The 21,798-nt window shown below is 43.6% G+C and carries 18 protein-coding genes and 6 pseudogenes; 17 read left to right on the top strand and 7 right to left on the bottom strand.

The annotated features are described in order from the left end of the window. Positions 1-90: 90 nt before the first annotated feature. Positions 91-1,224 carry a glycosyltransferase family 4 protein gene (locus ACYRY3_RS02790; RefSeq protein WP_460200253.1) on the bottom strand — a complete coding sequence of 378 codons (1,134 nt, stop codon included), beginning with the start codon at positions 1,222-1,224 and terminating at the stop codon, positions 91-93. A 377-nt stretch (positions 1,225-1,601) separates the two neighbouring features. Next, positions 1,602-2,096, bottom strand: a pseudogene (locus ACYRY3_RS02785) (Rossmann-fold NAD(P)-binding domain-containing protein); the annotation flags it as partial. On the opposite strand from ACYRY3_RS02785, the gene ACYRY3_RS02780 reads away from it, so the two are divergent. From ACYRY3_RS02780 to ACYRY3_RS02770, 3 genes are read left to right on the top strand one after another with little or no spacing between them, the layout of a single operon-like run. After that, entirely contained in the window at positions 2,087-2,698 is a 612-nt protein-coding gene (locus ACYRY3_RS02780; protein ID WP_460200252.1) for a phosphopantetheine-binding protein, read from the top strand. The pseudogene ACYRY3_RS02785 and the gene ACYRY3_RS02780 overlap by 10 nt on opposite strands. Beyond that, positions 2,691-2,846, top strand: coding sequence for a beta-ketoacyl synthase N-terminal-like domain-containing protein (locus tag ACYRY3_RS02775; RefSeq protein ID WP_460200250.1), 156 nt, complete (start codon positions 2,691-2,693; stop codon positions 2,844-2,846). Before ACYRY3_RS02780 ends, ACYRY3_RS02775 begins: the two co-directional genes overlap by 8 nt. Beyond that, on the top strand, positions 2,843-4,948 hold the full coding sequence (locus tag ACYRY3_RS02770; protein ID WP_460200249.1) for a non-ribosomal peptide synthetase: 2,106 nt from the start codon (positions 2,843-2,845) through the stop codon (positions 4,946-4,948). The genes ACYRY3_RS02775 and ACYRY3_RS02770 overlap by 4 nt, the downstream gene beginning before the upstream one ends. A gap of 44 nt (positions 4,949-4,992) precedes the next feature. On the opposite strand, the gene psbE is transcribed toward ACYRY3_RS02770, so the two are convergent. From psbE to ACYRY3_RS02755, 3 genes are all read right to left on the bottom strand, one after another. Further along, positions 4,993-5,244, bottom strand: a complete 252-nt coding sequence (gene psbE, locus ACYRY3_RS02765; RefSeq protein ID WP_460200248.1) for a cytochrome b559 subunit alpha — start codon at positions 5,242-5,244, stop codon at positions 4,993-4,995. A 103-nt stretch (positions 5,245-5,347) separates the two neighbouring features. Further along, positions 5,348-6,370 carry a photosynthesis system II assembly factor Ycf48 gene (locus ACYRY3_RS02760; RefSeq protein ID WP_460200247.1) on the bottom strand — a complete coding sequence of 341 codons (1,023 nt, stop codon included), beginning with the start codon at positions 6,368-6,370 and terminating at the stop codon, positions 5,348-5,350. Between the two features lie 75 nt (positions 6,371-6,445). Beyond that, the gene (locus tag ACYRY3_RS02755) at positions 6,446-6,781 is read right to left on the bottom strand and encodes a rubredoxin (RefSeq protein WP_460200246.1); all 336 of its coding nucleotides are present in this window, start codon (positions 6,779-6,781) and stop codon (positions 6,446-6,448) included. A gap of 306 nt (positions 6,782-7,087) precedes the next feature. On the opposite strand from ACYRY3_RS02755, the gene ndhC reads away from it, so the two are divergent. The 8 genes and pseudogenes from ndhC (at position 7,088) to ACYRY3_RS02715 (ending at position 13,480) form a co-directional block, all read left to right on the top strand. After that, complete coding sequence (ndhC, locus tag ACYRY3_RS02750) at positions 7,088-7,450, top strand: photosynthetic/respiratory NAD(P)H-quinone oxidoreductase subunit C (protein ID WP_460200245.1); 363 nt, start codon at positions 7,088-7,090, stop codon at positions 7,448-7,450. After that, positions 7,441-7,776, top strand: a pseudogene (nuoB, locus tag ACYRY3_RS02745) (NADH-quinone oxidoreductase subunit NuoB); the annotation flags it as partial. The gene ndhC and the pseudogene nuoB, both read left to right, overlap by 10 nt. Next, positions 7,768-8,739 carry a galactose-1-phosphate uridylyltransferase gene (galT, locus tag ACYRY3_RS02740; protein WP_460200260.1) on the top strand — a complete coding sequence of 324 codons (972 nt, stop codon included), beginning with the start codon at positions 7,768-7,770 and terminating at the stop codon, positions 8,737-8,739. The pseudogene nuoB and the gene galT, both read left to right, overlap by 9 nt. 73 nt (positions 8,740-8,812) lie before the next feature. Beyond that, positions 8,813-9,913, top strand: coding sequence for a M24 family metallopeptidase (locus tag ACYRY3_RS02735; RefSeq protein ID WP_460200244.1), 1,101 nt, complete (start codon positions 8,813-8,815; stop codon positions 9,911-9,913). A 221-nt stretch (positions 9,914-10,134) separates the two neighbouring features. Beyond that, positions 10,135-10,605: pseudogene (locus ACYRY3_RS02730) on the top strand (galactokinase); the annotation flags it as partial. 14 nt (positions 10,606-10,619) lie between these two features. After that, positions 10,620-11,894: a GMC family oxidoreductase gene (locus ACYRY3_RS02725; protein ID WP_460200243.1), complete on the top strand. Its 1,275-nt coding sequence runs from the start codon at positions 10,620-10,622 to the stop codon at positions 11,892-11,894. Between the two features lie 273 nt (positions 11,895-12,167). Continuing rightward, on the top strand, positions 12,168-13,007 hold the full coding sequence (locus tag ACYRY3_RS02720) for an alpha/beta fold hydrolase (protein ID WP_460200242.1): 840 nt from the start codon (positions 12,168-12,170) through the stop codon (positions 13,005-13,007). 179 nt (positions 13,008-13,186) lie between these two features. Continuing rightward, entirely contained in the window at positions 13,187-13,480 is a 294-nt protein-coding gene (locus ACYRY3_RS02715; protein ID WP_460200259.1) for an SDR family NAD(P)-dependent oxidoreductase, read from the top strand. Here the strand turns inward: ACYRY3_RS02715 and ACYRY3_RS02710 are convergent. Further along, positions 13,415-15,457, bottom strand: a pseudogene (locus tag ACYRY3_RS02710) (TonB-dependent receptor domain-containing protein); the annotation flags it as partial. The gene ACYRY3_RS02715 and the pseudogene ACYRY3_RS02710 overlap by 66 nt on opposite strands. 470 nt (positions 15,458-15,927) lie before the next feature. Between ACYRY3_RS02710 and ACYRY3_RS02705 the strand changes: the two are divergent. The 4 genes and pseudogenes from ACYRY3_RS02705 to ACYRY3_RS02690 all read left to right on the top strand — a co-directional run bounded on the left by ACYRY3_RS02705 (position 15,928) and on the right by ACYRY3_RS02690 (position 17,966). Next, positions 15,928-16,251, top strand: coding sequence for a TauD/TfdA dioxygenase family protein (locus tag ACYRY3_RS02705; protein WP_460200241.1), 324 nt, complete (start codon positions 15,928-15,930; stop codon positions 16,249-16,251). Next, positions 16,229-16,783 (top strand): annotated as a pseudogene (locus ACYRY3_RS02700) (alkaline phosphatase family protein); the annotation flags it as partial. The gene ACYRY3_RS02705 and the pseudogene ACYRY3_RS02700, both read left to right, overlap by 23 nt. 128 nt (positions 16,784-16,911) lie before the next feature. After that, positions 16,912-17,145, top strand: coding sequence for a preprotein translocase subunit SecG (secG, locus tag ACYRY3_RS02695; protein ID WP_460200240.1), 234 nt, complete (start codon positions 16,912-16,914; stop codon positions 17,143-17,145). A gap of 17 nt (positions 17,146-17,162) precedes the next feature. Further along, positions 17,163-17,966: a peptidase gene (locus ACYRY3_RS02690; RefSeq protein WP_460200238.1), complete on the top strand. Its 804-nt coding sequence runs from the start codon at positions 17,163-17,165 to the stop codon at positions 17,964-17,966. Here the strand turns inward: ACYRY3_RS02690 and ACYRY3_RS02685 are convergent. Continuing rightward, positions 17,949-18,833, bottom strand: a complete 885-nt coding sequence (locus ACYRY3_RS02685) for a LynF/TruF/PatF family peptide O-prenyltransferase (protein ID WP_460200237.1) — start codon at positions 18,831-18,833, stop codon at positions 17,949-17,951. The two genes, ACYRY3_RS02690 and ACYRY3_RS02685, sit on opposite strands and share 18 nt — an antisense overlap. 141 nt (positions 18,834-18,974) lie before the next feature. On the opposite strand from ACYRY3_RS02685, the pseudogene ACYRY3_RS02680 reads away from it, so the two are divergent. Beyond that, positions 18,975-19,832, top strand: a pseudogene (locus tag ACYRY3_RS02680) (ATP-binding protein). Continuing rightward, positions 19,754-21,798, top strand: a 2,045-nt coding sequence (locus ACYRY3_RS02675; RefSeq protein WP_460200236.1) for an ATP-binding protein, incomplete at its 3' end; no start/stop codon positions are given. The pseudogene ACYRY3_RS02680 and the gene ACYRY3_RS02675, both read left to right, overlap by 79 nt.

The following is a 21,798-nucleotide window of genomic DNA, read 5'->3' as shown; positions in this document are numbered from 1 at the left end:
CATAGATTTTAGTTGAGAGAATTGTTAGTGGTTAATATTTAACAACTAACAATTAACAACTACCAACTAACAACTAACGACTAACCATTTTTACGCTGCTGCTGGCAGTTGAGAAGAAATTACATCTTGATAGTAGATTTGTAACTGACGTGTAGCAGATGCCCAACCCCAAATTTCTGCCTCTTTGCGAGCATTTTGACGGATAATTTCTCGCTCTTGTTGCTGTTCCAAAAGACGAACAGTCGCATTAACTGCACTTTGAACATCTGCTTCTGGTTCAAACAGATATCCGTTGACCCCGTCTGTTACAATATCTGGAATACCGCCAGAACGGGCTGCAACAACGGGACAACCTGCTGCCATAGCTTCTAGCAGAACCAATCCCAATGTTTCTGTACGGGAAGGAAAGATAAAAGCGTCAGCGCTGGCAAAAGCAGAAGCTAATTCCTTACCAACAAGATAACCAACAAAATTCGTATTTGTACCGACAAAGTGTTTTTCTAGTGCTTGACGATGAGGTCCATCACCCACCAACGCTAACCGCGCTTCGGGTATGGCTTCTAAAATTGGTTTGATCCGTTCAATTTCTTTCTCAGCTGAAAGACGCCCCACATAGAGTAATAATGGGCTGTGGGGGTGATTGTTCGATAATCGCGATCGCATTTGTTGGCATTTGGTGTCGGGATGAAACAATTCTGTGTCCACTCCTCTCTGCCACAAATCAACCCTTTCGATACCATGTGTTATCAACTCCTGCATCATTGCCGTAGAAGTACACAAATTAAGAGATGCTTGATTGTGCGCTGCTTTGAGCAGTTCCCACAGCAACCCTTCTAGCATTCCCAAACCGTAATGTTGAAGGTACTGGGGTAGATGGGTGTGGTAAGACGCAACCAGAGGAATATTGAGGTATTTGCTATAAAATATACCAGCTAATCCCAAAACTGCTGGATTTACTACATGAATAAGATCTGGCTTAAAGTCCTCTAGAACATAACCAATTGCTGGGCGAGGTAGTGCCATTTTTAACTCTGGGTAGAGTGGTAGGGGAAAACCGGACACTCCATATACTCTAGCTCCTTTGTATTCAGTGATGCCGCCATCAGGGGCAACTACTAGTACTTGGTTTCCATTGCGCTGGAGATGGTCAACGGTATGACTCAGGCGTGTTACTATGCCGTCAACCTTAGGCAGAAAGGTTTCGGTAAACAAAGCGATTCGCATATAAAATTCTTGTCTCTACAGGCAAAAGAGATTTGAAAAATCCCAGCTTTTTTGCAATTTGGAATGACAAACAATGACAATTCTCTTACTTGGGCTAGGTATTAATTCCCCAAATTAAGGGTTGTACGGCACATTTCTCTCAATATTGCACCCGATGAGCTAAAGCCTACTGAAGTGTTAAAGATATGAAGGATAAAAATTTTGACAAGACAGAACTCAGAACTCAGAACTCAGAAGGGATGTTTACGACTAAGTTGTCAGTATTGGTCGTAATGCTCCTAATTTATTTATAAATAAAAAAGCATTCTCCCCACTGAATCCTTTAACTTTATGGAATATTCTGATTTCTGTGTTCTGCGTTCTGTATTCTTCTCAACCTAATTTCTCCGCCAAGAGACTTTAGGCAGAATTTGATTTTTATCAACTCGATTTTGGTATTTAATAGCAAAATTCAGCAAAGAATCGAGTAGAGAATCAGACAGGTAATGAGGTTGCAGCCCAAGGTCCAAAAGCTTTGTGTTTTTGGCATTAAAGTAGTGTTCTTCCCTCTCAACCCTTGGATTATCTAGGTGATTAATTTCTACATTCAACCCCATCGCGTTCCCAGCCCGCTTAACCATCATCGCTAAATCGCCAACGCTAAATTGCTCTGTGAACTGGTTAAACACGCGGAATTCACCAGGCTGTGCTGGATTGGCTATTGCGATTTCAATACATCGCACTGTGTCGCGAATATCCAAAAATCCCCTGGTTTGGCCGCCTATACCATAAACTGTTAGGGGATGTCCAATTGCTGCTTGAATGCAGAAGCGGTTCAACGCTGTACCGAACACACCATCATAATCAAGACGGTTAATTAACAGTGCACCCAACTGTAGAACAAGCCGTTGTCATTGCCAAAGAGATTGCAGGGGACAAGCGCTTGGTTGCTTACTTAGTACCCCATACTCAGGCAACACCAGTCGTGAGTGAGTTGCGCTCTTTCCTCAAACAGCAACTGCCCGAATACATGGTGCCATCCTATTTTGTGGTGCTTGATGCCTTTCCACTCACACCCAATGGCAAAGTTGACCGCAAAGCCCTGCCCACTCCCGACCAAACCCGAATAGAGGTTCAAGCATACGTTGCACCGCGCAACGAGGTGGAGCGAATTCTCACTCATGTCTGGCAAGAGGTGTTGAATTTGGAAAGAGTTGGTGTGAACGATAACTTCTTTGAACTCGGCGGTCATTCACTTCTGGTCGTTCAAATTCACAGCAAACTCAATCAAAAATTACTTGGAAATATTAACAAAGAAATTTCAGTAGTTGATTTATTTAAATATCCAACTATAAGTACCTTGGCGCAATATCTCGGACAGGAGCAGAATGGGGCAACACCTGCAAGGCAAAAAATCAATGCCCGCGCCAGCAAGCAAATAGAAGCTCTGAAACGACAACCACTGATGAAACAAAGGAAAAAGAACAATGGATAAACAGGAAACCCATAATGGAATGGAAGTGCTCGCCAGCATTGGTGGTCGTTTTCCAAGAGCCAAAAACGTTAATGAGTTGTGGCAGAATCTGCACGACGGTGTTGAGTCCATTTCATCGATTGGCGAACAAGAGGAGATACAGCTATGAAAACTATTGAGGAGTTTTTGTCTGACCTCTGCACGTTAGATGTAAAGCTGTGGGTGGATGGCGATCGTCTGCGGTGTAGCGCCCCTGAGGGAATACTCACACCGTCTCTGCGCCTTCAGTTACAAGAGCGCAAAGCAGAAATCCTCGCGTTTTTGCAAAAAGCCAGTCTGACCTCAAGTTCCGCGCTAGCGACAATTCAGCCCGTTTCGCGCACCCTCAAACTACCACTGTCCTTTGCCCAACAACGCTTGTGGTTCCTACAGCAGTTAGAGCCTGAGAGTGGCTTTTACAACATTCACGTGCAAGTGCGTTTTGAGGGGAAGCTCAATGTTACTGCTCTAGAATACAGTCTCAATCACATCATCAGCCGCCACGAAGTCCTGCGTACTAACTTTGTTGTAGTAGATGGGCAACCGGTACAAGTTATTGCTGACAGCAAGACCATAACCCTGGTAACTGTGGACTTGCAACACTTAGAGCTAACACAGCGAGAAAGCACCTGCCGCCAATTAATTCTTGAAGAAGCCGCACAACCCTTTGACTTGACAACTGACTCACTAGTGCGGGCGAGTTTGTTCAAGCTAACAGAGACAGAACACGTTCTGCTACTGATGATGCACCATATGGTTTCAGATTGGTGGTCAATGGGGGTATTGGTAAACGAGTTAGCAGCAATCTATCAAGCTGTTTACAGCAATGTACCAGTTGCGCTACCAAAGTTGCCGATTCAGTATGCTGACTTTGCTGTTTGGCAGCGGCAGTGGTTGCAGGGAGAAGAACTGACAAAGCAGGTGGGATACTGGAAGGAAAAACTTGCAGATGCTCCGGCTTTGTTGGAAATGCCTACCGACAGACCGCGACCCGCTATTCAAACTTATAGCGGGGCAACGGAGAAATTTAAACTTTCCCAAGAGTTATGTGACGCGTTAACTGCCTTAAGTCAGCGACAGGGCGTGACACTGTTCATGACGTTACTGGCAGCATTTCAGGTATTGCTATATCGCTATAGCGGTCAGACTGACATTTGTGTGGGTACACCAATAGCCAACCGCAATCGTGCCGAAACAGAGGGGTTATTCGGGTTATTTCTCAACACTTTAGTGCTGCGGGGCAATTTATCTGGCAATCCCAGTTTTGTTGATTTCCTGTCGCAAGTACGCTCAGTTGCCCTTGGTGCTTACGCCCATCAAGACCTGCCCTTTGAGCAGTTGGTGGAACAATTGCAGCCAGAGCGTTCTTTAAGCCACACGCCACTTTTCCAAGTGATGTTTGTGCTCCACAATACACCAATGCAAGTGTTGCAACTTCCCAACTTAACACTCTCGCCATTGGAACTCGAAAGCTCAACTGCTAAGTTTGATTTGAACCTCACCTTAAAAAACACTGCCCAAGGATTCAGTGAAAATACAGCCGTTGGATTGAGTGGGTTTCTTGATTACAACACCGATTTGTTTGATGCTACTACCATTGCGCGAATGGCAGAGCACTATCTAACTCTACTATCGGCTGTGGTTGCCAATCCCCATCAGAAGATATCAGAACTCCCACTGCTGAGCGATCGCGAACAACATCAGATACTAGTGGAGTGGAACGATACTCAACTAGATTATCCCAAACAATTGTGTCTGCATTCCTTGTTTGAGCAACGGGTTGAAAAGACACCCAATGCCGTAGCAGTGGTGTTTGAAAACAAACAACTCACCTACAGTCAGTTAAACGCCAAAGCCAATCAACTCGCACATCACCTACTAGAGTTAGGTGTAAAACCGGAAGTGTTGGTAGCTATTTGTGTCGAACGCTCAATCGAGATGTTGGTGGGACTACTGGCAATTCTCAAAGCCGGTGGGGCATATGTCCCCCTCGACCCCATCTACCCACCAGAGCGATTGGCGTATATTTTGGAAAACTCAGGTGCTAAAGTGCTGCTGACTCAACAAACGGTAGCAAATCTTCTGCCCGAGATACACGGGCATATTGTCTACTTAGACTCATTTTGGCCGAGCGCTCACAGTTCATCCAACCCCAACATTCATGTCTGCGCCGATAATTTAGCTTACGCCATCTACACCAGTGGCTCCACCGGACGCGTAAAAATTGGATAGGTAACTGGTTGATTGATGTTATTTCCGCTTGTCATAATCTGAAATTACTTTGTGTTAATAAATTGTTCTACTTGTTTTTTGGATTCAAAACGGTTATTTACAATTGGCAATTCCTGCCGTACTTGTGTGTAGTACTCATTGGGGCGAGGTGTACCAAAGGCATCATATGCCAAGCCAGTGCTGACAAACAACCAACCTGCAACAAAAAGTGCCGGTATGGTGATGCTGTGGATCACCCAGTAACGAATGCTAGTTACAATATCCGAAAACGGACGTTCTCCAGTGGTGCCTGACATTTATCTCCCTACCTTCACAAAGATTGTTACTGAGATCATTATCCTACAAAGTTAAGAAAGAGTTACACGTTGTAACTTCTTTCTCAGAAACAAAAATAAATATTTAGGCTGCCTCAGACTTGGTATCGGATGCAATACTGGGGTTGTATTTGAGTAAAACACCGCGATCGCTAATAACAAAACCCTTATCCGGACTGAAAAAAACGATTTTGTAAAGATTAGCGGGAACTCCCTCTACATCCCGGTCTTTTTCCCAAGTTTTGCCGCCGTCAGGGCTTCGCATCAAATTACCGCTACCACCACTTAGCCAAATTTCATTACTGTTGCGATAAGCTAAATCGAGCAAGCCCCAACTTGTGGAAAATTCTGGGAATTGGGCCTCTTGCCACTTTTCCGGATCGGTTGGCTCGCTAAACTGTACTTGACCTCCCCGTGCTAGCATCCACAATTGACCATCTCCAGCAAATCCCATATTTTCAACCCGCCGAGAACTATTGCGGTTATGAGGTACCCAAGCAGTTTGCCCTGGTTCCCAAGTTGAGTAAAAGTTACCCTTAGCGGAAACAGCGACGTATTTACCGTCAGGGGAACGTTCTATGTTACGAACCACACCAACAGCTTCTTCTACTTGAGCTTTCCAATTGAGACCGGCATCTGTAGTTTTGTATATTGCTCCTACATTTGTTGCCATTTCAGCAGTGTTTTTTCCCAGTGCCACGATGTTAATCGGACTACCTGGTAGCTTTTCACTCAAGGGAATACGCGACCAGGAACGACCGCTATCAACGGTGTGAAGTAGCAAAGAGGGTTCGCCAGCGATCCATCCCTCATTGCCTGCAAAACTAATAGTGTTAAAACGGAGTTTTGTGTCTTCCAATTGTAACTCTATGGGTTGCCAAGTTAAACCACCGTCTTTAGTTTCCAACAAAGCCGCGTTGCTACCCACTAAAAAACCGTGTTGGGGGTCGCTGGTAAAAGCAATATCGAGAAGTTTCGCATCTGTTGGGATAGAAATCACTTCCCAAGGATTGTAACTGGTTGAAGGAACTTGACTGCAACCTACACACAGGATAACCACGGCAAATAAAGCCAATATCCGCTGCCAAAATTTTGCAATTGAAAGCATTTGTATTTTTCAGTTTTTAGTCTAAATTTGTTTAGCAATTCTGTAAAAATGCAGCCTTAGGCTTACTCAGTACTTTTACTGTATGCCGTAGAGACTCATAAAAAACAAGAACGCAAGAGCCAATGCACCAAAAATGAGCAAGTTTTTCTGTCCTGGAGTCAGCGTATTAACACCCAAGCCATATTTAAGATTTTCTTGGAAGCCCGACGCCGTACCTGCAGGACCAACGTTAGTAAAAGCATTTTTCTTAGCGCTGCAAACCGGACAGCGCCAGTTAGAAGGTAGTTCAGCAAAGGGGGTTCCTGGCACAATATCGTGCTTGTCGTCACCCTTCTGTGGTTCGTAAACGTAGCCGCAGGCACGGCACTCGTATCTGTCTAACGGGGAGTTGGCAACAGCTTGTTCGCTCATGGCTTTGGCATTCGTAAGAAGCAAATCTTAAATCTACGTTAAAAATTATGACATATGTCTCAGCAGAAGGATGAAGGGTAAAGTATGAAGTATGAAGTGAAAGTTTTTCTGGCGTATTATACCAGGAATTCACCTTTTATCCTTTATCCTTCATCCTCGATCCTTCCTTCAGGGTTTTCTATATCAAGCACAAACGAATCAAATCGTGCCTAGTTCGGTTTATTGAGGATTCAAGAAAGGCAAATCGATATAATGTGAAATAAGGTTAACAGAGTTATTTGCACTCACTCGCGGTAGAAATTTATTGTGTTTGTCCTCAGCGGTTACGAGTACCTCCTAGGCTTCCTAATCTTCTGCAGCCTAGTCCCTGTCTTGGCTCTATCGGCGTCCAAGCTCCTGCGACCCAGCGGTCGCAACCCAGAACGGCGTACCACCTATGAATCTGGTATGGAACCCATAGGTGGGGCCTGGATTAAGTTCAACATCCGCTACTATATGTTTGCGCTGGTCTTCGTCGTTTTTGACGTAGAAACTGTATTCTTATATCCCTGGGCAGTAGCTTTTAACCGCCTTGGGCTATTGGCGTTTATTGAAGCGCTCATTTTTATAGCAATTCTTGTAGTTGCCCTAGTTTACGCATGGCGTACAGGAGCTGTGGAATGGTCTTAGATACAAATATAGAGCAGCAGAAAGAGCGCATCCTCAACCCGATTGAGCGTCCTACAGTAACCCAAGATTTGTCAGAAAATGTCATTCTGACTACTGTTGATGACCTGTACGATTGGGTGCGACTCTCCAGTCTATGGCCGCTGCTATTTGGCACTGCTTGCTGCTTCATTGAGTTTGCAGCTCTTATTGGTTCGCGATTTGACTTCGACCGCTTTGGTCTGATTCCTCGTTCCAGCCCCCGCCAAGCTGACCTTATTATTACTGCAGGCACAATCACCATGAAGATGGCACCCCAGTTGGTGCGTCTTTACGAACAAATGCCAGACTTACGGGGGGAATGGGTAGCTTACGCGAGTCACCGTCAGGGGCGGACTTTTATGCCGCCCCCAGAATACAACCCCCTCGCCCCCACCAAAGATCCGCAGTTCCCTACCGAACTCCCCCAAGGAAAGTATGATGTGGCGGTGTTCGATAACCGCTTTCCTTCAATGGTGCTTACTGCACACGATCCACCTGCCAACATTGTGGAAACCTTGCCAGCAAACGGTGCCTGTGAGGTAGTGGTTTTTACCCAAGACCCCCAAGCCTCCCTGAGTTCTTTGGAACTGGAGCACTTAGAATTACTGTTGCAAGTCTGGGGCGATCGCACTCGCGTACTTGGAGAAAATCAGGACATTCAGTATGTGCTGCCGTTTGAAAACAAAGGCGTGGAGGTGGGCGTAACCCTGCACCATCCCCACGGGCAAATTTACGCCTATCCTTTTGTACCGCCTGTTCCAGCACGAATGTTGGAGCAACAGTGGCAGTACTACCAGGAGCACCAGCGCGGATTGCTGGAAGATTTGATCCAAAAGGAAATAGCCGAACAACACCGGATTATTTATCAAGATGAGTACGCGATCGCATTTGTTCCCGTGTGCGCTCGTTACCCCTATGAGGTTTGGATTGCTCCAATTAAGCCAGTAGGTACCTTTTACGATCTGACCCCAGAGCAACGTAGAGGGCTCGCCAGGGCGTTAAAAACTGTCACTCTTAAGTATGACGGTTTGTGGAACCGTCCATTTCCATACTTGATGGCTTGGTTTGGTGCCCCAACTGACGCAGATCCCCATCCTGAAGCTCATTTACACGCCGAGTTTTATCCTCCTTATCGAACGAGCGAGAGGCTCAAGTATTTGGCTGGAACGGAACTTGCAGCAGGGATGTTTGCCAATGACGCCTTACCAGAAGACAAGGCGAAGGACTTACAAGCGGTAGCGGTAAATATCGAAACTCTAGCGCGATTGTAATAACCACGCCCTATCATGGTTTGTAGAGACGTAGCATACTACGTCTCTATACTTATGGAATGGTCACCAACAAATGAAATCTCTCAACGAAGAAGTCTCCGCCAAGCTAGAGTTCATTCGTCAAACTCTAGCAGAAACCGGGGTACAGGGTTTGCGCCTGCGCGGAACGGACTGGTTTGCTTGGGCGACGGCTGGCGCATCTAACACCGTGCTGTTGGCTGCAGAAACCGGTGTTGCAGAAGTGCTTGTCACAGAACAAAATGCTTGGGTATTAACAGACGAAATTGAAGCCCAGCGTTTGCAGGATGAAGAACTCCCAAAGAATTTTCTTCTTCACGTCAATCCTTGGGCTGATGCTTCCCAACGTGAGGCTTTTGTCCGTGATGTGACTGGTGGAGGAAAGGTTTTAAGCGATCGCCCGATTCTTGAAACGGAAAAGCTGTTACCCCCATCTTTACAAACTCATAAAAGAGCCATGATGTCAAGCGAGCTAGAGCGATATCGCCGAGTGGGGCAAAAAGCAAGTGAAGCCATGACAGAAGTACTAAAAGCTTCCAAGCCCACCTGGACAGAATATCAGCTAGCGGGTGCAGGTGCAGAAGCGTTATGGGCGAGGGGGCTGCATCCAACACTGACCTTGGTGGCTGGTGAAAAGCGGTTACCCCTGTACCGCCATGCCACACCCACCAATGAACCCTTGGGACGGGAAGCAATGCTAGTGTTTTGCGCTAGAGGTTATGGCTTGTATGCAAATCTGACGCGATTTGTTAGTTTTGGCGTGCTTTCGGAAGAACATACCAAATTGCACTGTCAAGTTCGTGAAATTGAAGCCCAAGCTTTGAATTTGTGCCAATCTGGAGTGTCCTTGAATTCTGTTTATAACACCTTAGCTAAAGCCTATCAACAACACGGGTTTCAGGATGGTATCCGCAAACACCACCAAGGTGGGACTACAGGATATTTGGCGCGAGAAGTTGTAGCAAATCCCACAACGACTGACACTTTAACAGAAGGCACAGCTGTTGCTTGGAATCCAAGTTTACCAGGGGCAAAAGTGGAAGATACTTTTGTCATTGTCCAGGGTGGAAAGTTGGAAAACTTAACTTTCGATCCAAATTTTCCCAGTATTGAAGTATCAGGAAGGCTGCGTCCGATTCCCTTAGAAATAGAGTGAAATATTTAGAGTTGTTTACTACCTGTAAAATAAGTGTAATCTGAAGTGTGTGTGTAAGAAAAGCCTCCAGCGGGAACTAGAGGCTTTGGATTGCTTAGTCGCTTTTAAGAATGTTAGTTCTATTTTGACTTGAGTCTGGCAGTACACCTACATCCAGAAGTTATAAACCTCAATTATGTAATGGTGTATACCATAGCAAGAAACAAACCCTAACATAATTTATGCACTTCCAAAAAATATTTGGTAAACCACCCGAAACAAAAGCTAGTGCGCCAGGAAGAGTAAATTTACTTGGCGAACACACTGATTATAATGATGGCTTTGTTCTTCCGACAGCAATTCCCCAACATACAACGGTGCAAGCAGGTTTTAGTACAGATGGACAGCACCACTTTTATTCTGAAGATTTAGAAGAAGAAGTTAGTATTACAGAAGGTAATTATACGCCTTCTGGATTTGCAAGTTATATATTTGGTTGTATTCAACTTTTACGAAAAGCAGGCTACGATACACCAAGCTTGAATTTGTATGTCAAATCGACGGTTCCTATGGGTTCGGGTTTGTCAAGCAGTGCGGCGTTGGAAGTCGCAACACTCAGGACAGTCCGCCAACTCCTCAACTTGCATATTAACGATGTCGAAATAGCCCAACTTGCACAACAAGCAGAAATTCACTACGCTGGCGTGCAATGCATTTCATGGTGTATATGCGGGGTAATCAACACGATTATGACCGCTGGCAGGAATTGGGCAATCCCGGTTGGAGTTACCAGAATGTACTGCCCTACTTCAAGAAATCTGAGAACCAGCAACGCGGTGCCTGCAAATATCACAGTGTTGGTGGGGAGTTGAGCGTGACCGATGTCATGTCCCCTACTATGGCATCCCAACGATTTGTAGACGCAGCTGTGGCAATGGGATACGATTACAATCCCGATTTCAACGCGATGCAGCAGGAAGGGGTGGGACCGTGTCAGTTCACTATCAAAGATGGTAAACGCCACAGTGCCGCTGCTGCCTTCCTCCTGCCCATTCTCAAGCGTCCCAATTTGACCACAATGACAGGAGCATTCGTAAGGCGGTTGTTGTTTGAGGGCACTCGCACCGTTGGGGTGGAATACGTACACTCTGGAATGCTGCACCAAGTCAAGGTCAGATCCGAAGTGATTTTAAGTGCGGGCGCGTTCGATTCGCCCAAGCTATTGATGCTTTCCGGCATTGGGGATGCACAACACCTGCAAGCAATGGGGATTTCAGTCGTCGTGAATTTGCCCGGTGTCGGTCAAAACCTGCAAGACCACATTCTCATTCCTGTGGTACACCAGGCAACTCAGGAGTTACGCCCAGCCACCACTAGTAATGGCATTAGTGAAGCTGGAATGTTTGTGCATAGCGAGGGGAATCAAGATGTTGCGCCAGATTTACAGTTGTTCTTCGGTCCCATTCCTTGGTCACCTCCTGGCTATGCCCGCGTTGATTCGGGATTCACGGGTACAGCCATTTTGACTCATCCCCAAAACATTGGCAGTGTCAGTTTGGGTTCGCCTGACCCCAAAGACCCACCAATCGTTCAAATGAACTATCTGCAAAGTCAATCTGATGTGCAAAAGCTAGTGGCAGGGATTAAATTACTTCGCAACTTGTTTCATTCAAGTGCCTTTGATGAGTTTCGAGGTGAGGAAATTGCTCCCGGTGCCGAGGTGACTAGCGATGAAGCCCTTGAAGCCTACGTTCGAGACGTTTGCGGTACGGTGTATCATCCGGTCGGCACTTGCAAAATGGGAACTGACCCAATGGCGGTTGTAGACCCCGAACTACGGGTACATGGGGTTGAGGGGTTGCGTGTCGTAGATGCCTCAATCATGCCAACGCTAACTACGGGAAACACAAACGCACCCACTATTATGATTGCTGAGAAGGCTGCGGATTTAATTAAAGCAAGTCACACTCTGCAAACTCTTGTCGCCAAGTATAACATATAAAATCCAGTTCACTTAGTTTATTTAGGAATCGGCGATCGCGACTGTTGAGGGTTCATCCGCCGAGTGCAGATTGCTCAAGCGCGTGGTGTCAAATTAGACGATCCCACAACGTATACAGTACAAATCTCACGCAATTTAGACACGAGAGAAGAATATGCAATGTCAACAGAACAGAACTACGATTACATTATTGTAGGCGCAAGTTCCGTAAGCTGCTCCGTCGCAGGACGCCTAACCCCAAACCCATGAGTTAATCAAAAAAAGGAGACTCTAATGCCTTACGTTACTGTCGCTAAAGAAAACTCTGGAAACATTAATATCTACTACGAAGATCTCGGAGCGGGTCAACCCGTCGTGCTAATCCACGGGTTTCCTCTGAACGGTCATTCCTGGGAGAAACAGGTGATGATGCTGCTGGACAATGGTTATCGAGTCATCACCTACGATCGCCGGGGATTCGGCAACTCCAGCCAACCATCGTTTGGCTATGACTACGACACCTTTGCAGCAGATCTGAACAAGCTAATGACAGAACTTGACCTGCGTGATGCCGTGCTGGTGGGCTTCTCAATGGGGACTGGCGAAGTGACGCGCTATCTGGGCAAATACGGCTCGGAGCGTGTCAGTAAAGCGGTGTTAATGGCTCCGGTGCCACCCTTCCTGCTGAAGACAGATGACAATCCCGAAGGGGTCGATCGCAGTGTCTTTGACGGGATTATGAAGAGCATCGTAGAAGATCGTCCAGCGTATCTGTCCGCGTTTTTCAAAGACTTTTACAACGTGGATGTGCTTCTCGGCGACCGCATTAGCAACGATGCCATCCAGATGAGTTGGAATGTTGCAGCTGGAGCTTCTGCTAAGGGGACTTTGGACTGTGTCCCGTCCTGGCTGACCGATTTCCGCGATGACCTGCCGCGTATTGACGTGCCAACCTTAATTGTTCATGGAGATGCCGATCGCATCCTCCCACTTGAGTCTACCGCAGCGAGACTGCCGCTGCTAATCAAAGATAGCCGCCTCGTGGTGATACCTGGCGGCCCGCACGCAATCAACTGGACTCATGCAGATCGGGTCAACCCTGTACTGCTGGAGTTTCTAAAACAAAGAAATTAATCAGCATTCCAACGTCACCGAGCGACCCAAATTCAGTAAATTTTACATTGTAGAGAAATTGAATTCATGCAAACTTTGAGCTTTTCACAATCCATCAAGTTGCTACCGGGACAAATCCTATTTTCAAAAACCCGTTGAGGGCAACTCTTTAAAACTCAACAACTATAGGAGTCATCATCATGAAAAAACTAGAAGGAAAAGTCGCTCTTGTCACCGGTGGCACCAGCGGCATCGGTCTTGCCACTGCCAAGCGCTTTGTCGCCGAAGGTGCCTATGTCTTCATCACGGGTCGTCGCCAAACTAAACTTGATGCCGCCGTCAAAGCGATCGGTAAAAACGTCACGGGTGTTCAGAGCGATGCCTCCAAGCTGCCAGACCTCGATCGCCTGTTTGCCACGATCGAGCAAGAGCAAGGACAATTTCAAGCCCGCTTCGTAAGTCCAGGAGGTTTCTTCTCCAAACCTACGGGTTGATTCGTTATCAGCGCGGTAGTTAAATCCACTTGGTCGATAGCCTTTAGCAATTGTACCGTATGCCATTAAATTCGGGCTGAAGCGATACTGTAACCCAAAGCGAGGAATCAATTCATCGCTATTTATTTCTGCACCTCGTAGTTCTGGGCTGATGGTAGTCGTTTCACCGCTAGTTGCTTCAAACACGCGACGACGCTCAAGGGAGACATTTGCCCATTCATAGCGCAGCCCTGCAAACACGTTCAGGGGTTCTATTAACTTGTAATCTACCTGTCCAAATACTGCATAAGTGTTGCGAAACTGTTCTGCTGAAACGCGGTTGGTTCCTGGCGCGGGTAATCCAAATGAAGCTGCACCGAGGTCAGTATACTCCAGGCTGTCAGCGACCACATTAAACTCCCGTGACTCATAGTACCCACCCAACAGCCAGCGAAAACGGTCAGCACTTTCAGGAGACTGAAGTCGAAATTCCTGTGACCATAGTGTTGAATTTATGCCGACATCCTGGCGGATCAAGTCGCCCGGAAAGTTGTCACCGACAAAGGTTGCTTGATTGGTAAAGCGCCGTGCTGTAATAGACGTAGCACGCAATTGGGAACCGTCGTAGCCAATTCTCAGTGCTTGAGTGTTGCTACTGAGTCGATTAAAACCATCAACTTCTTGAGAGACTTCAAAGGGATCGGGAGCATCACGCCGATTAAAGGTAGGGCTGCCATTATCATTATCGCTGGCATAGGTGTTAAAAGATACGTTCCATTCTGGCGTGGGTGTCCAGAGGATTTGAGCGCGTCCGATTAATTGCGATCGCTCTCCAACTTGGCGATTCAGTAGCACATTGTCAAAAAAGCCATCCTGTGCATTGTATGCTCCGGCTAACCGAAATGAGAGTCGATCGGGAACGATCGCATCACTAAGAGAAAGTTGCACTTCGCGGCTATTATAATTCCCGTAACTGCCTCCTACTCTAAACTCTAGCTCATTGGTTGGGGGTCTAGAGATGACATTAACGACTCCAGCCGGGCTGCTTCTACCGTAGAGTGTACTTTGTGGTCCTCGTAGCACCTCGACTCGTTCTAAATCAATCAAGCCCAAATCCAAAAATCCACCATAGTCCAATGGAACATCATCAACATAAAACGCGACTGTATCCTGGCTCGCCAGAAAATTGAAGTTATTTAAGCCCCGAATGCTGTAATAACTGAAGTCAGCACTTCCTGCAGTGGTTGGGAAAAAGCTAAAGTTGGGTGTGTTGTTGGCAATATCTTTGAAAGAACGAATGCGAGCGTCTTCAAGTTCTTGCTGAGGAATTACCGTGAGACTAATGGGTATGTCTTGCGATTGTTCTGGTCGTTTCTGGGCGGTTACTGTAATTTCAAGGTCTGGTTCATTGGGTTTTTTATCAGCCGATGGTTGAGTCGGTTGTGTTTCACTAGGCTTATCTGTATCAGGTGTTGTCGGTGTTGCTGTCGGTGTCAGCCCTAAAATTAGACCTTCATCGCTATCAAATAGTTGGACTTTTGGCAAACTCGTCGCGCCCCTTACCGTGACTCGAATACTATTTGTACCCTGATTTGTAATCGTGACTTCGGTAATCCCTGCTATTGGATTTTCTTTGCGGAAGGAATTGCTACCAGTTAGACGCAGTTGGGCATTAGGGATATCTGCAATAAAGTTATTGCCTTCACTTTTAGTTGTGAGTCGCAGTTTGTCAGATGCAGTTGTTTCTAAAATCACCTCTAAGCCGGTGAAAGTCTGATTCAACCTCACTCCTGTTATTAAGATCGCTCCAGAAGGTTGCTGTTGAGCTAGCCATTGTTTGACGCTTGTGTAACCACGCTCGATATCCGAAAGTCGGGGAATCTTTGCAAGCGGTTTTGCACTATCTTCTGCGGTCGTTGCTAAAGCTTGCTGATTGACGAACACTGCTAGGATTATGGCTAGTCCTACATTTAATAAAAGCACATACATCTGGCTCATTCAGTTCTCACACCAAAATTATTAAAAATATAAGGAGATGGATTTTTTAGCTCCATGACCAAACTGCCTCAGTGCTATATTGTTTGCCTTTATGTCAATCATGTCAAACGACGAGTTGTCAAACTTGAATGGAATTCAGAAATGACTCCCATATCACAAGGGTTTGCCAGGACGCATCTACCTTTGTTAGTATCAAGACTTATTAAGGTATTATCTTGCCAGAAGCTGTAAACTTTGGAATTTGTCGAAATGGTAGTATATATAGCACCAAATTCGAGGGGATAATTTCTTCACAAATTGTAATGTTTGACAGTTCGTCGTTTGACAGCTGCCCATGTGTGACTGAGAATGGAGTGTGATTTGAGATTTAGGCAAAACTAATACTCATTGATAATTTCAGTGATTTAATTCATTAATGAGATAATTAAAGCTTTTTGAAAAGTTCAAATCAAAGCAATCAGGGTGAAAGCATGAAAATAAATAAACCAAATGTAGAATCTATTGGTGCTGAAGTAGTAGATATAGACGTTGTTGTAGTAACTGAAGCAGAAATTCACACAATTAAACAACTTGTATACGAGCATAAATTGGTAGTTTTCAGAAATCAAAATATTAACGAAGACCAATATTTAAAATTTGCTCGCAAAATTGGAACGCCACAAATTTATCCTCAAGAAAATTATCATCACCCTGATTATCCCGAGATTTTTGTGTCTTCTAACGTTACCAAAGATGGAAAGAAATTTGGAGTTAAGGGAACTGGTAGATACAGGAGAAGATCGCGAACTGGTTAGCAGTCCGATGGTGGCGACTTACGATTCTGCCCCAGCGATGTCAGCCCAAGCAGTGACAGAAGTGGCGTGTGCAGCTATTGAAAAGAGCATTTATTCCCTTGTTGTCATTAATTATGCCAACCCGGACATGGTGGGACACACAGGGAAAATGGAAGCTACAGTCACAGCATTGGAGACTGTTGACACCTGTTTGGGTAATCTACTTGCCAGCATCAGCAAAGTCGGTGGAACAGCAATTATTACAGCCGACCACGGTAACGCTGAGTATATGATAGATAGTAAGGGTAATCCCTGGACAGCTCATACTACCAATCCTGTTCCCCTAATTCTGGTGGAAGGAGAAAAAGCAAAAATCCCCGGACATGCCACTGATGTTGTCTTGAGAAGCGATGGCAAACTAGCCGACATTGCTCCGACAATTCTGGAGATTTTGCAATTGCCTCAGCCACCGGAAATGACAGGTCAATCTCTGCTACAACCTGCAGGGTATGAAGTGGAATTTTCTCGCACTCGTGTGAAACTTGGGCTGTAAATAATATCATCAATAAGTGATGAGTAAAGAAAAACACAGTATTTTACTCCTCACTTCTGTACAGACGCGCCAGGACGCGTCTGTATAACTTCTAACTCCTAACTTTTCTTATCTATCACGTTGACACCATGACCATTACTAACGTTGTACAAGCAATTTGGGCATTGTCCGCAGTTGGAATGATTGTTTTAGTTTTGTTGCACAGCCCTAAAGGAGATGGGGTAGGAGCCATCGGTGGACAAGCTCAGTTATTTAGCAGTACCAAGAGCGCAGAAAATACATTGAACCGAGTCACTTGGGCACTCGCAGTCATTTTTTTGGGTTTGACAGTGGTTTTAAGTGCCGGCTGGCTTCCAAAATAACAATGGAGGATGGGGAGATGGGGAGATGGGAAGATAAAAATACCCAACACTCAGCATCTAACACCTGTCATGACATTTTTAAGAAAATAACTATAAAAGTGTTAGTTTGGCAGCGCTTAATTGCCCCTTTAGTATTGGGGATTTTCACGGCGCTGCTTATTATTTTGGCTAACTCCCAAACCCTTGCTGGTGATAAAATCCTACCGCCTCCCAAACCCCATCCTCTACCGCCAGCACTAGCACAATGGCAAGACCCCACCAACACCGGTGACTATTTTTCTCAAGTTACCCCAGTGGCAGAAGGTTATTTAGTTTGGTCGCAGTTTCCGGTTCGAGTTTATGTAGAAACACCAAAAGCAATCAGCAGCCAGCAAGCAGAGGCATGGGTCAATTCTGTGGTACAAGCGGTGCAGGAGTGGGGTATTTATTTGCCTTTAAAGGTTGTCGAGAAGCCAGAGGAAGCAGATATAACCATTGTGCGGAAAGCGCCACCACTCCAAACTTCACCTGGTAGCAAAATTCCTCGTGCTCGTTCTGCCCAAACTACCTATGAGTTATACCTCAGCAAAAATAATCTTTTATCCCATCGCTTCACTATTCTGCTGAGTCCCAGTCAAACAGGACAGTATCTGCTTGCAGCCGCCCGTCACGAACTCGGTCACGCTTTAGGAATTTGGGGTCATAGTCCGCAACAAACTGATGCCTTATACTTTTCCCAGGTTCGCAATCCACCGCCAATTTCTTCTAGAGATGTAAATACTTTGAAGCGGGTTTACGAACAGCCAACGAGTTTGGGTTGGGATTTACCCCGGAACTCCTAGGCTCATCTGGTAATACAGGTTTAAATTCTGAATTGCTCCCCCTAGTAATTCTCTTTCCCGAAAAGCTATAATCGTTCCCCGTACAGGTTGTTTTTGATAATAAGCATGCACTTTCTGTGCTAAATTATTGGGTAACTTAGCAAGAAAACTATCCGGATCGGAAGTGGGGCAATACACGATTGTCTCCGGGTTAGCTTTTGAAAAACCCAACATAAACGCCCAGCTGCTATCCAATAGTTGTAAAGTTGCTGGAGACAAAACTTTTGTTAGTGGCTTCCATACGTCAACTTGCTGTAATTCTTTTTTTAGTATTCTCGGATACAACTCAATGATACTACGACCATCTAGGTAAAAATCAAAACCCACTACTACTAGACTGGTACTAAGCATCAGCGATCGCAACTCTTCCGTTAAGTCGCACAAAGCAAATGCTGTTTCTAGTTTTTCTGGATAATCTTCAATAACAAACCAAAGTTTCAAACGCGAAGCTAAAAGTTCCGTTCGCAGATCGACTCCCACCAATATTTGTGCGATTTTGTTAAGGTCAAAATCATTACCTAGAAACAAATGCATTAACTGATAATCCAATTTCACATCGTTTCTCGTTTCTACTTGCCGAAAGAAGTCAAGGGCTGCATTGAATTGTTGGCAGCCTGGGTGATTGCGAAACAGGTTAAATCGAATGGGATACACCTTGTCCTTTTCTATCTTGCAGGAACACTCCAGTCCCCAGTCTGTTGCTTCTCGGACAAAGCGCTCAAAGATTTCTAATGGATATATGGATTCAACTTGAAATGCACGTTTATGTTCACCAATGTAGTCTAGGTTTTTATTTCTATCTAGTAAGGTATGTTTGTTACTAATCATTTCTTAAATAAGTAAGTGAACAGAAATAAATAGAACTGTGTTACGAAATTTTCAACGACCCGAAATCCTTACTAATGACAAATGACAAAGGACGACCCTCATAAGTTAACTTTAAGTAAGTCGGCGTAAATAAACACAAATATGTTACAAAATGTAAATGCATTGAAAACCCTTACTAATGACCCTCCGTATTCAGGAATTGGCAAATCTGCTTTGGTTAATGAAGTTCATAAACCAATATTACGCCAGCGAGGGCACTTTATTAGCGGAAAATTCGATCAGTTGCAGCGAGACATTCCCTATGCGGCGATCGCTTTAGCATTTCAAGACCTAATACGGCAGTGACTGAGTGAAACTGAAGCAGCACTACAAACTTGGAAACAGCAACTTTTAGAAAAGAAAGGGTCTAATGGTCAGATCGTCATCGATGTAATTCCTGAGTTGGAGCAGATTATCGGTAAACAGCAGCCATTCGAGCAACTAGGAGCAACTGAGTCTCAAAATCGATTTAATTTATTCTTTCAAAGATTTATTGGTGTTTTTAGCAAAAAAGAACACCCTTTAGTTATCTTCCTAGACGATCTACAGTGGGCAGATTTAGCATCTTTGAAGTTAATTGAGCTATTAATAACCAATTCTGATTGCCAATATTTATTAATAATAGGAGCCTACCGAGATAATGAAGTTGATGCAACTCATCCTTTGATGCAAACCTTAGAGCAAATAAAAAAAGAAGGTGGTAAAGTCAATAGTATCTTGCTGCAATCATTGAGAATCCAATATATCAATCAATTAATTGCCGATACTTTAAATTGCTCCATAGAAAAATCAAAAACTCTAGCAAAGTTAATAACTGATAAAACTCAGGGCAACCCTTTTTTTTTAGTCAATTACTCAACTCACTATATAAAGAAAATCTTTTGTTATTTGACTATAGTAAAAAATGTTGGCACTGGAATATTAAAGAAATCGAAAGAGCCAGAATTACTGATAATGTAGTTAACTTAACTATCGACAAAATTACCAAATTGGATGAAAACACTCAGAAAATTTTGCAATTAGCCGCCTGTATTGGCAACCAATTTAATTTAGAAGTACTCTCTGTTATTAATAATAAATCTCAAATAACTACAGCTAGAGAACTTCAGCCAGCACTAGAGTCAGCTTTGATTTTACCTCTAAGTAATGACTATAAAATACCTTTACTTTGGAATCAGGAAGAAATATCGAGGAATAATTCAGAAATATCTGCTGCTTTTATTCCCAAAATACCCAAATATATCTCCTACAAATTTTTGCATGATAGAGTTCAGCAAGCGGCCTATGCTTTGATTCCAGAAGCTGAGAAAAAATTAGTTCATCTGCAAATTGGTCGTCTTCTGCTAGAAAATACTCAAGAAGATGATTTAGATCCAAATATTTTTGATATTGTCAATCAACTTAACGCAGGAAGTAAATTAATTACCGAGCGTTTAGACAGAGATAATTTAGCCAAATTAAATCTTCAAGCTGGTAGAAAAGCAAAAGCCTCAACAGCTTATCAACTAGCTCTTCAATATTTAGAAACTAGCTTAAGTTTGTTAGAAACCAATAGCTGGGAACAACAGTATAATTTAACTAGGGAAATACATTTAGAAACTTTAGAATTACTTTGTTTAAATACCCAGTTCGATCGAATTGAAAATCTTGCTGACAATTTACTAAAAAAAACTAATAATCTTCTCGAAGAAGTTAAAGTTTATCAGATAATAGTATCTTACTATTACACTACATTTCAGGTTGAAAAAGCAATAGATAATGCTCTTGAGATTTTATTAAAACTAGGAATATGTATCTCAGGTCATGCTATCAATATAAATGAGAGAATTGAACAACAACAAGAATATATAAAATATTTTTTGAAAGGCAAAAAAATTGAATTTTTAGCAAATTTGCCGATAATAACCGATCGGTATAAACTAGCAATTATACAAATATTACAGCAAATTTTGGGAGCCGTACACACAACACAATTTTCATTATTTGTTGAGGTAATATTAACCCAAATTAATTTCTGTATTGAATATGGCAATTCTCCCCAAGCTGCTGGTATATACAATACTTATGGAATGCTTTTATGTACAAATAAACAGTATATTAATGATGGATATGAATTTGGTAAATTGTCTCTCAAATTACTAAAGAAAATTAATATTCCTAAGTTACAAACTCTTGTTATACAGATGTATTATGGTCAAATATGGCACTGGAAAGAATGTCTTAGAAATAAAGAGGCGCAACAAACATTACTGAATTGTTTTCAAAAGGGGATAGATACAGGAGAGTATGAATATGCTTCTTATGCAGCTATCAACTATTGCATGATAAAATTGTTTGGGGGACAAAATTTAGAAGAGGTCGATCTGGATTATAAAAAATATGCTGACTTGATTGAAAAATTGAAACAAGATTTTGGTTTTTATAATATAATGATTTTTTATAACTTGACAGTAATATTGTCACAAATAAATAATATACCAATTATAATAGGCAATTTTCAACGACAAGAAAATGAATTATTAAAAGAATGGGTTGTTCAAAATAATGAATGGCTACTATTACTTGCATATTTTGCTAAAACAATTTACTTTTACCTTTTAAAAGATTATTCTAGTGCTTTTGATAATGGGATTAAAGCAGAAAAATACAAGAATTGTACAGCAGCATATCTCACTACGCCACAACACAATTTCTATTCTTCTCTTTCCTTTCTCGCTCACTATCATAATTGCAACTCAGAACAACAAAAAATAATCCTAGAAAAATTAGAAAAAAATCAGCATGAAATGAAAATATGGGCTAGTCATTGCCCCGCTAATTTCCAAAATAAATACGATTTAGTAGAAGCAGAAAAAGCGCGAGTATTGGGACAAAATTGGCAAGCCCAAGAAGTTTATGAAAAAGCAATTCAAGGTGCTAAAAAATC

This window comes from Scytonema sp. NUACC21 (assembly GCF_054684315.1).
Note: the sequence above shows the minus strand (reverse complement) of the source record. Positions and strands in the feature narration are given on the sequence as shown.

Excerpts from the sequence above, each read along its gene's own strand:
- ACYRY3_RS02705 (WP_460200241.1), top strand. The coding sequence starts at position 15,928 with ATGAAAATAAATAAACCAAATGTAGAATCTATTGGTGCTGAAGTAGTA.
- secG (WP_460200240.1), top strand. The coding sequence starts at position 16,912 with ATGACCATTACTAACGTTGTACAAGCAATTTGGGCATTGTCCGCAGTT.
- ACYRY3_RS02690 (WP_460200238.1), top strand. The coding sequence starts at position 17,163 with ATGGGGAGATGGGAAGATAAAAATACCCAACACTCAGCATCTAACACC.
- galT (WP_460200260.1), top strand. The coding sequence starts at position 7,768 with ATGCCAGACTTACGGGGGGAATGGGTAGCTTACGCGAGTCACCGTCAG.
- ACYRY3_RS02725 (WP_460200243.1), top strand. The coding sequence starts at position 10,620 with ATGCGGGGTAATCAACACGATTATGACCGCTGGCAGGAATTGGGCAAT.
- ACYRY3_RS02790 (WP_460200253.1), bottom strand. The coding sequence starts at position 1,224 with ATGCGAATCGCTTTGTTTACCGAAACCTTTCTGCCTAAGGTTGACGGC.
- ACYRY3_RS02685 (WP_460200237.1), bottom strand. The coding sequence starts at position 18,833 with ATGATTAGTAACAAACATACCTTACTAGATAGAAATAAAAACCTAGAC.
- ACYRY3_RS02755 (WP_460200246.1), bottom strand. The coding sequence starts at position 6,781 with ATGAGCGAACAAGCTGTTGCCAACTCCCCGTTAGACAGATACGAGTGC.
- ACYRY3_RS02760 (WP_460200247.1), bottom strand. The coding sequence starts at position 6,370 with ATGCTTTCAATTGCAAAATTTTGGCAGCGGATATTGGCTTTATTTGCC.
- ACYRY3_RS02770 (WP_460200249.1), top strand. The coding sequence starts at position 2,843 with ATGAAAACTATTGAGGAGTTTTTGTCTGACCTCTGCACGTTAGATGTA.
- ACYRY3_RS02775 (WP_460200250.1), top strand. The coding sequence starts at position 2,691 with ATGGATAAACAGGAAACCCATAATGGAATGGAAGTGCTCGCCAGCATT.
- psbE (WP_460200248.1), bottom strand. The coding sequence starts at position 5,244 with ATGTCAGGCACCACTGGAGAACGTCCGTTTTCGGATATTGTAACTAGC.
- ACYRY3_RS02715 (WP_460200259.1), top strand. The coding sequence starts at position 13,187 with ATGAAAAAACTAGAAGGAAAAGTCGCTCTTGTCACCGGTGGCACCAGC.
- ACYRY3_RS02735 (WP_460200244.1), top strand. The coding sequence starts at position 8,813 with ATGAAATCTCTCAACGAAGAAGTCTCCGCCAAGCTAGAGTTCATTCGT.
- ACYRY3_RS02720 (WP_460200242.1), top strand. The coding sequence starts at position 12,168 with ATGCCTTACGTTACTGTCGCTAAAGAAAACTCTGGAAACATTAATATC.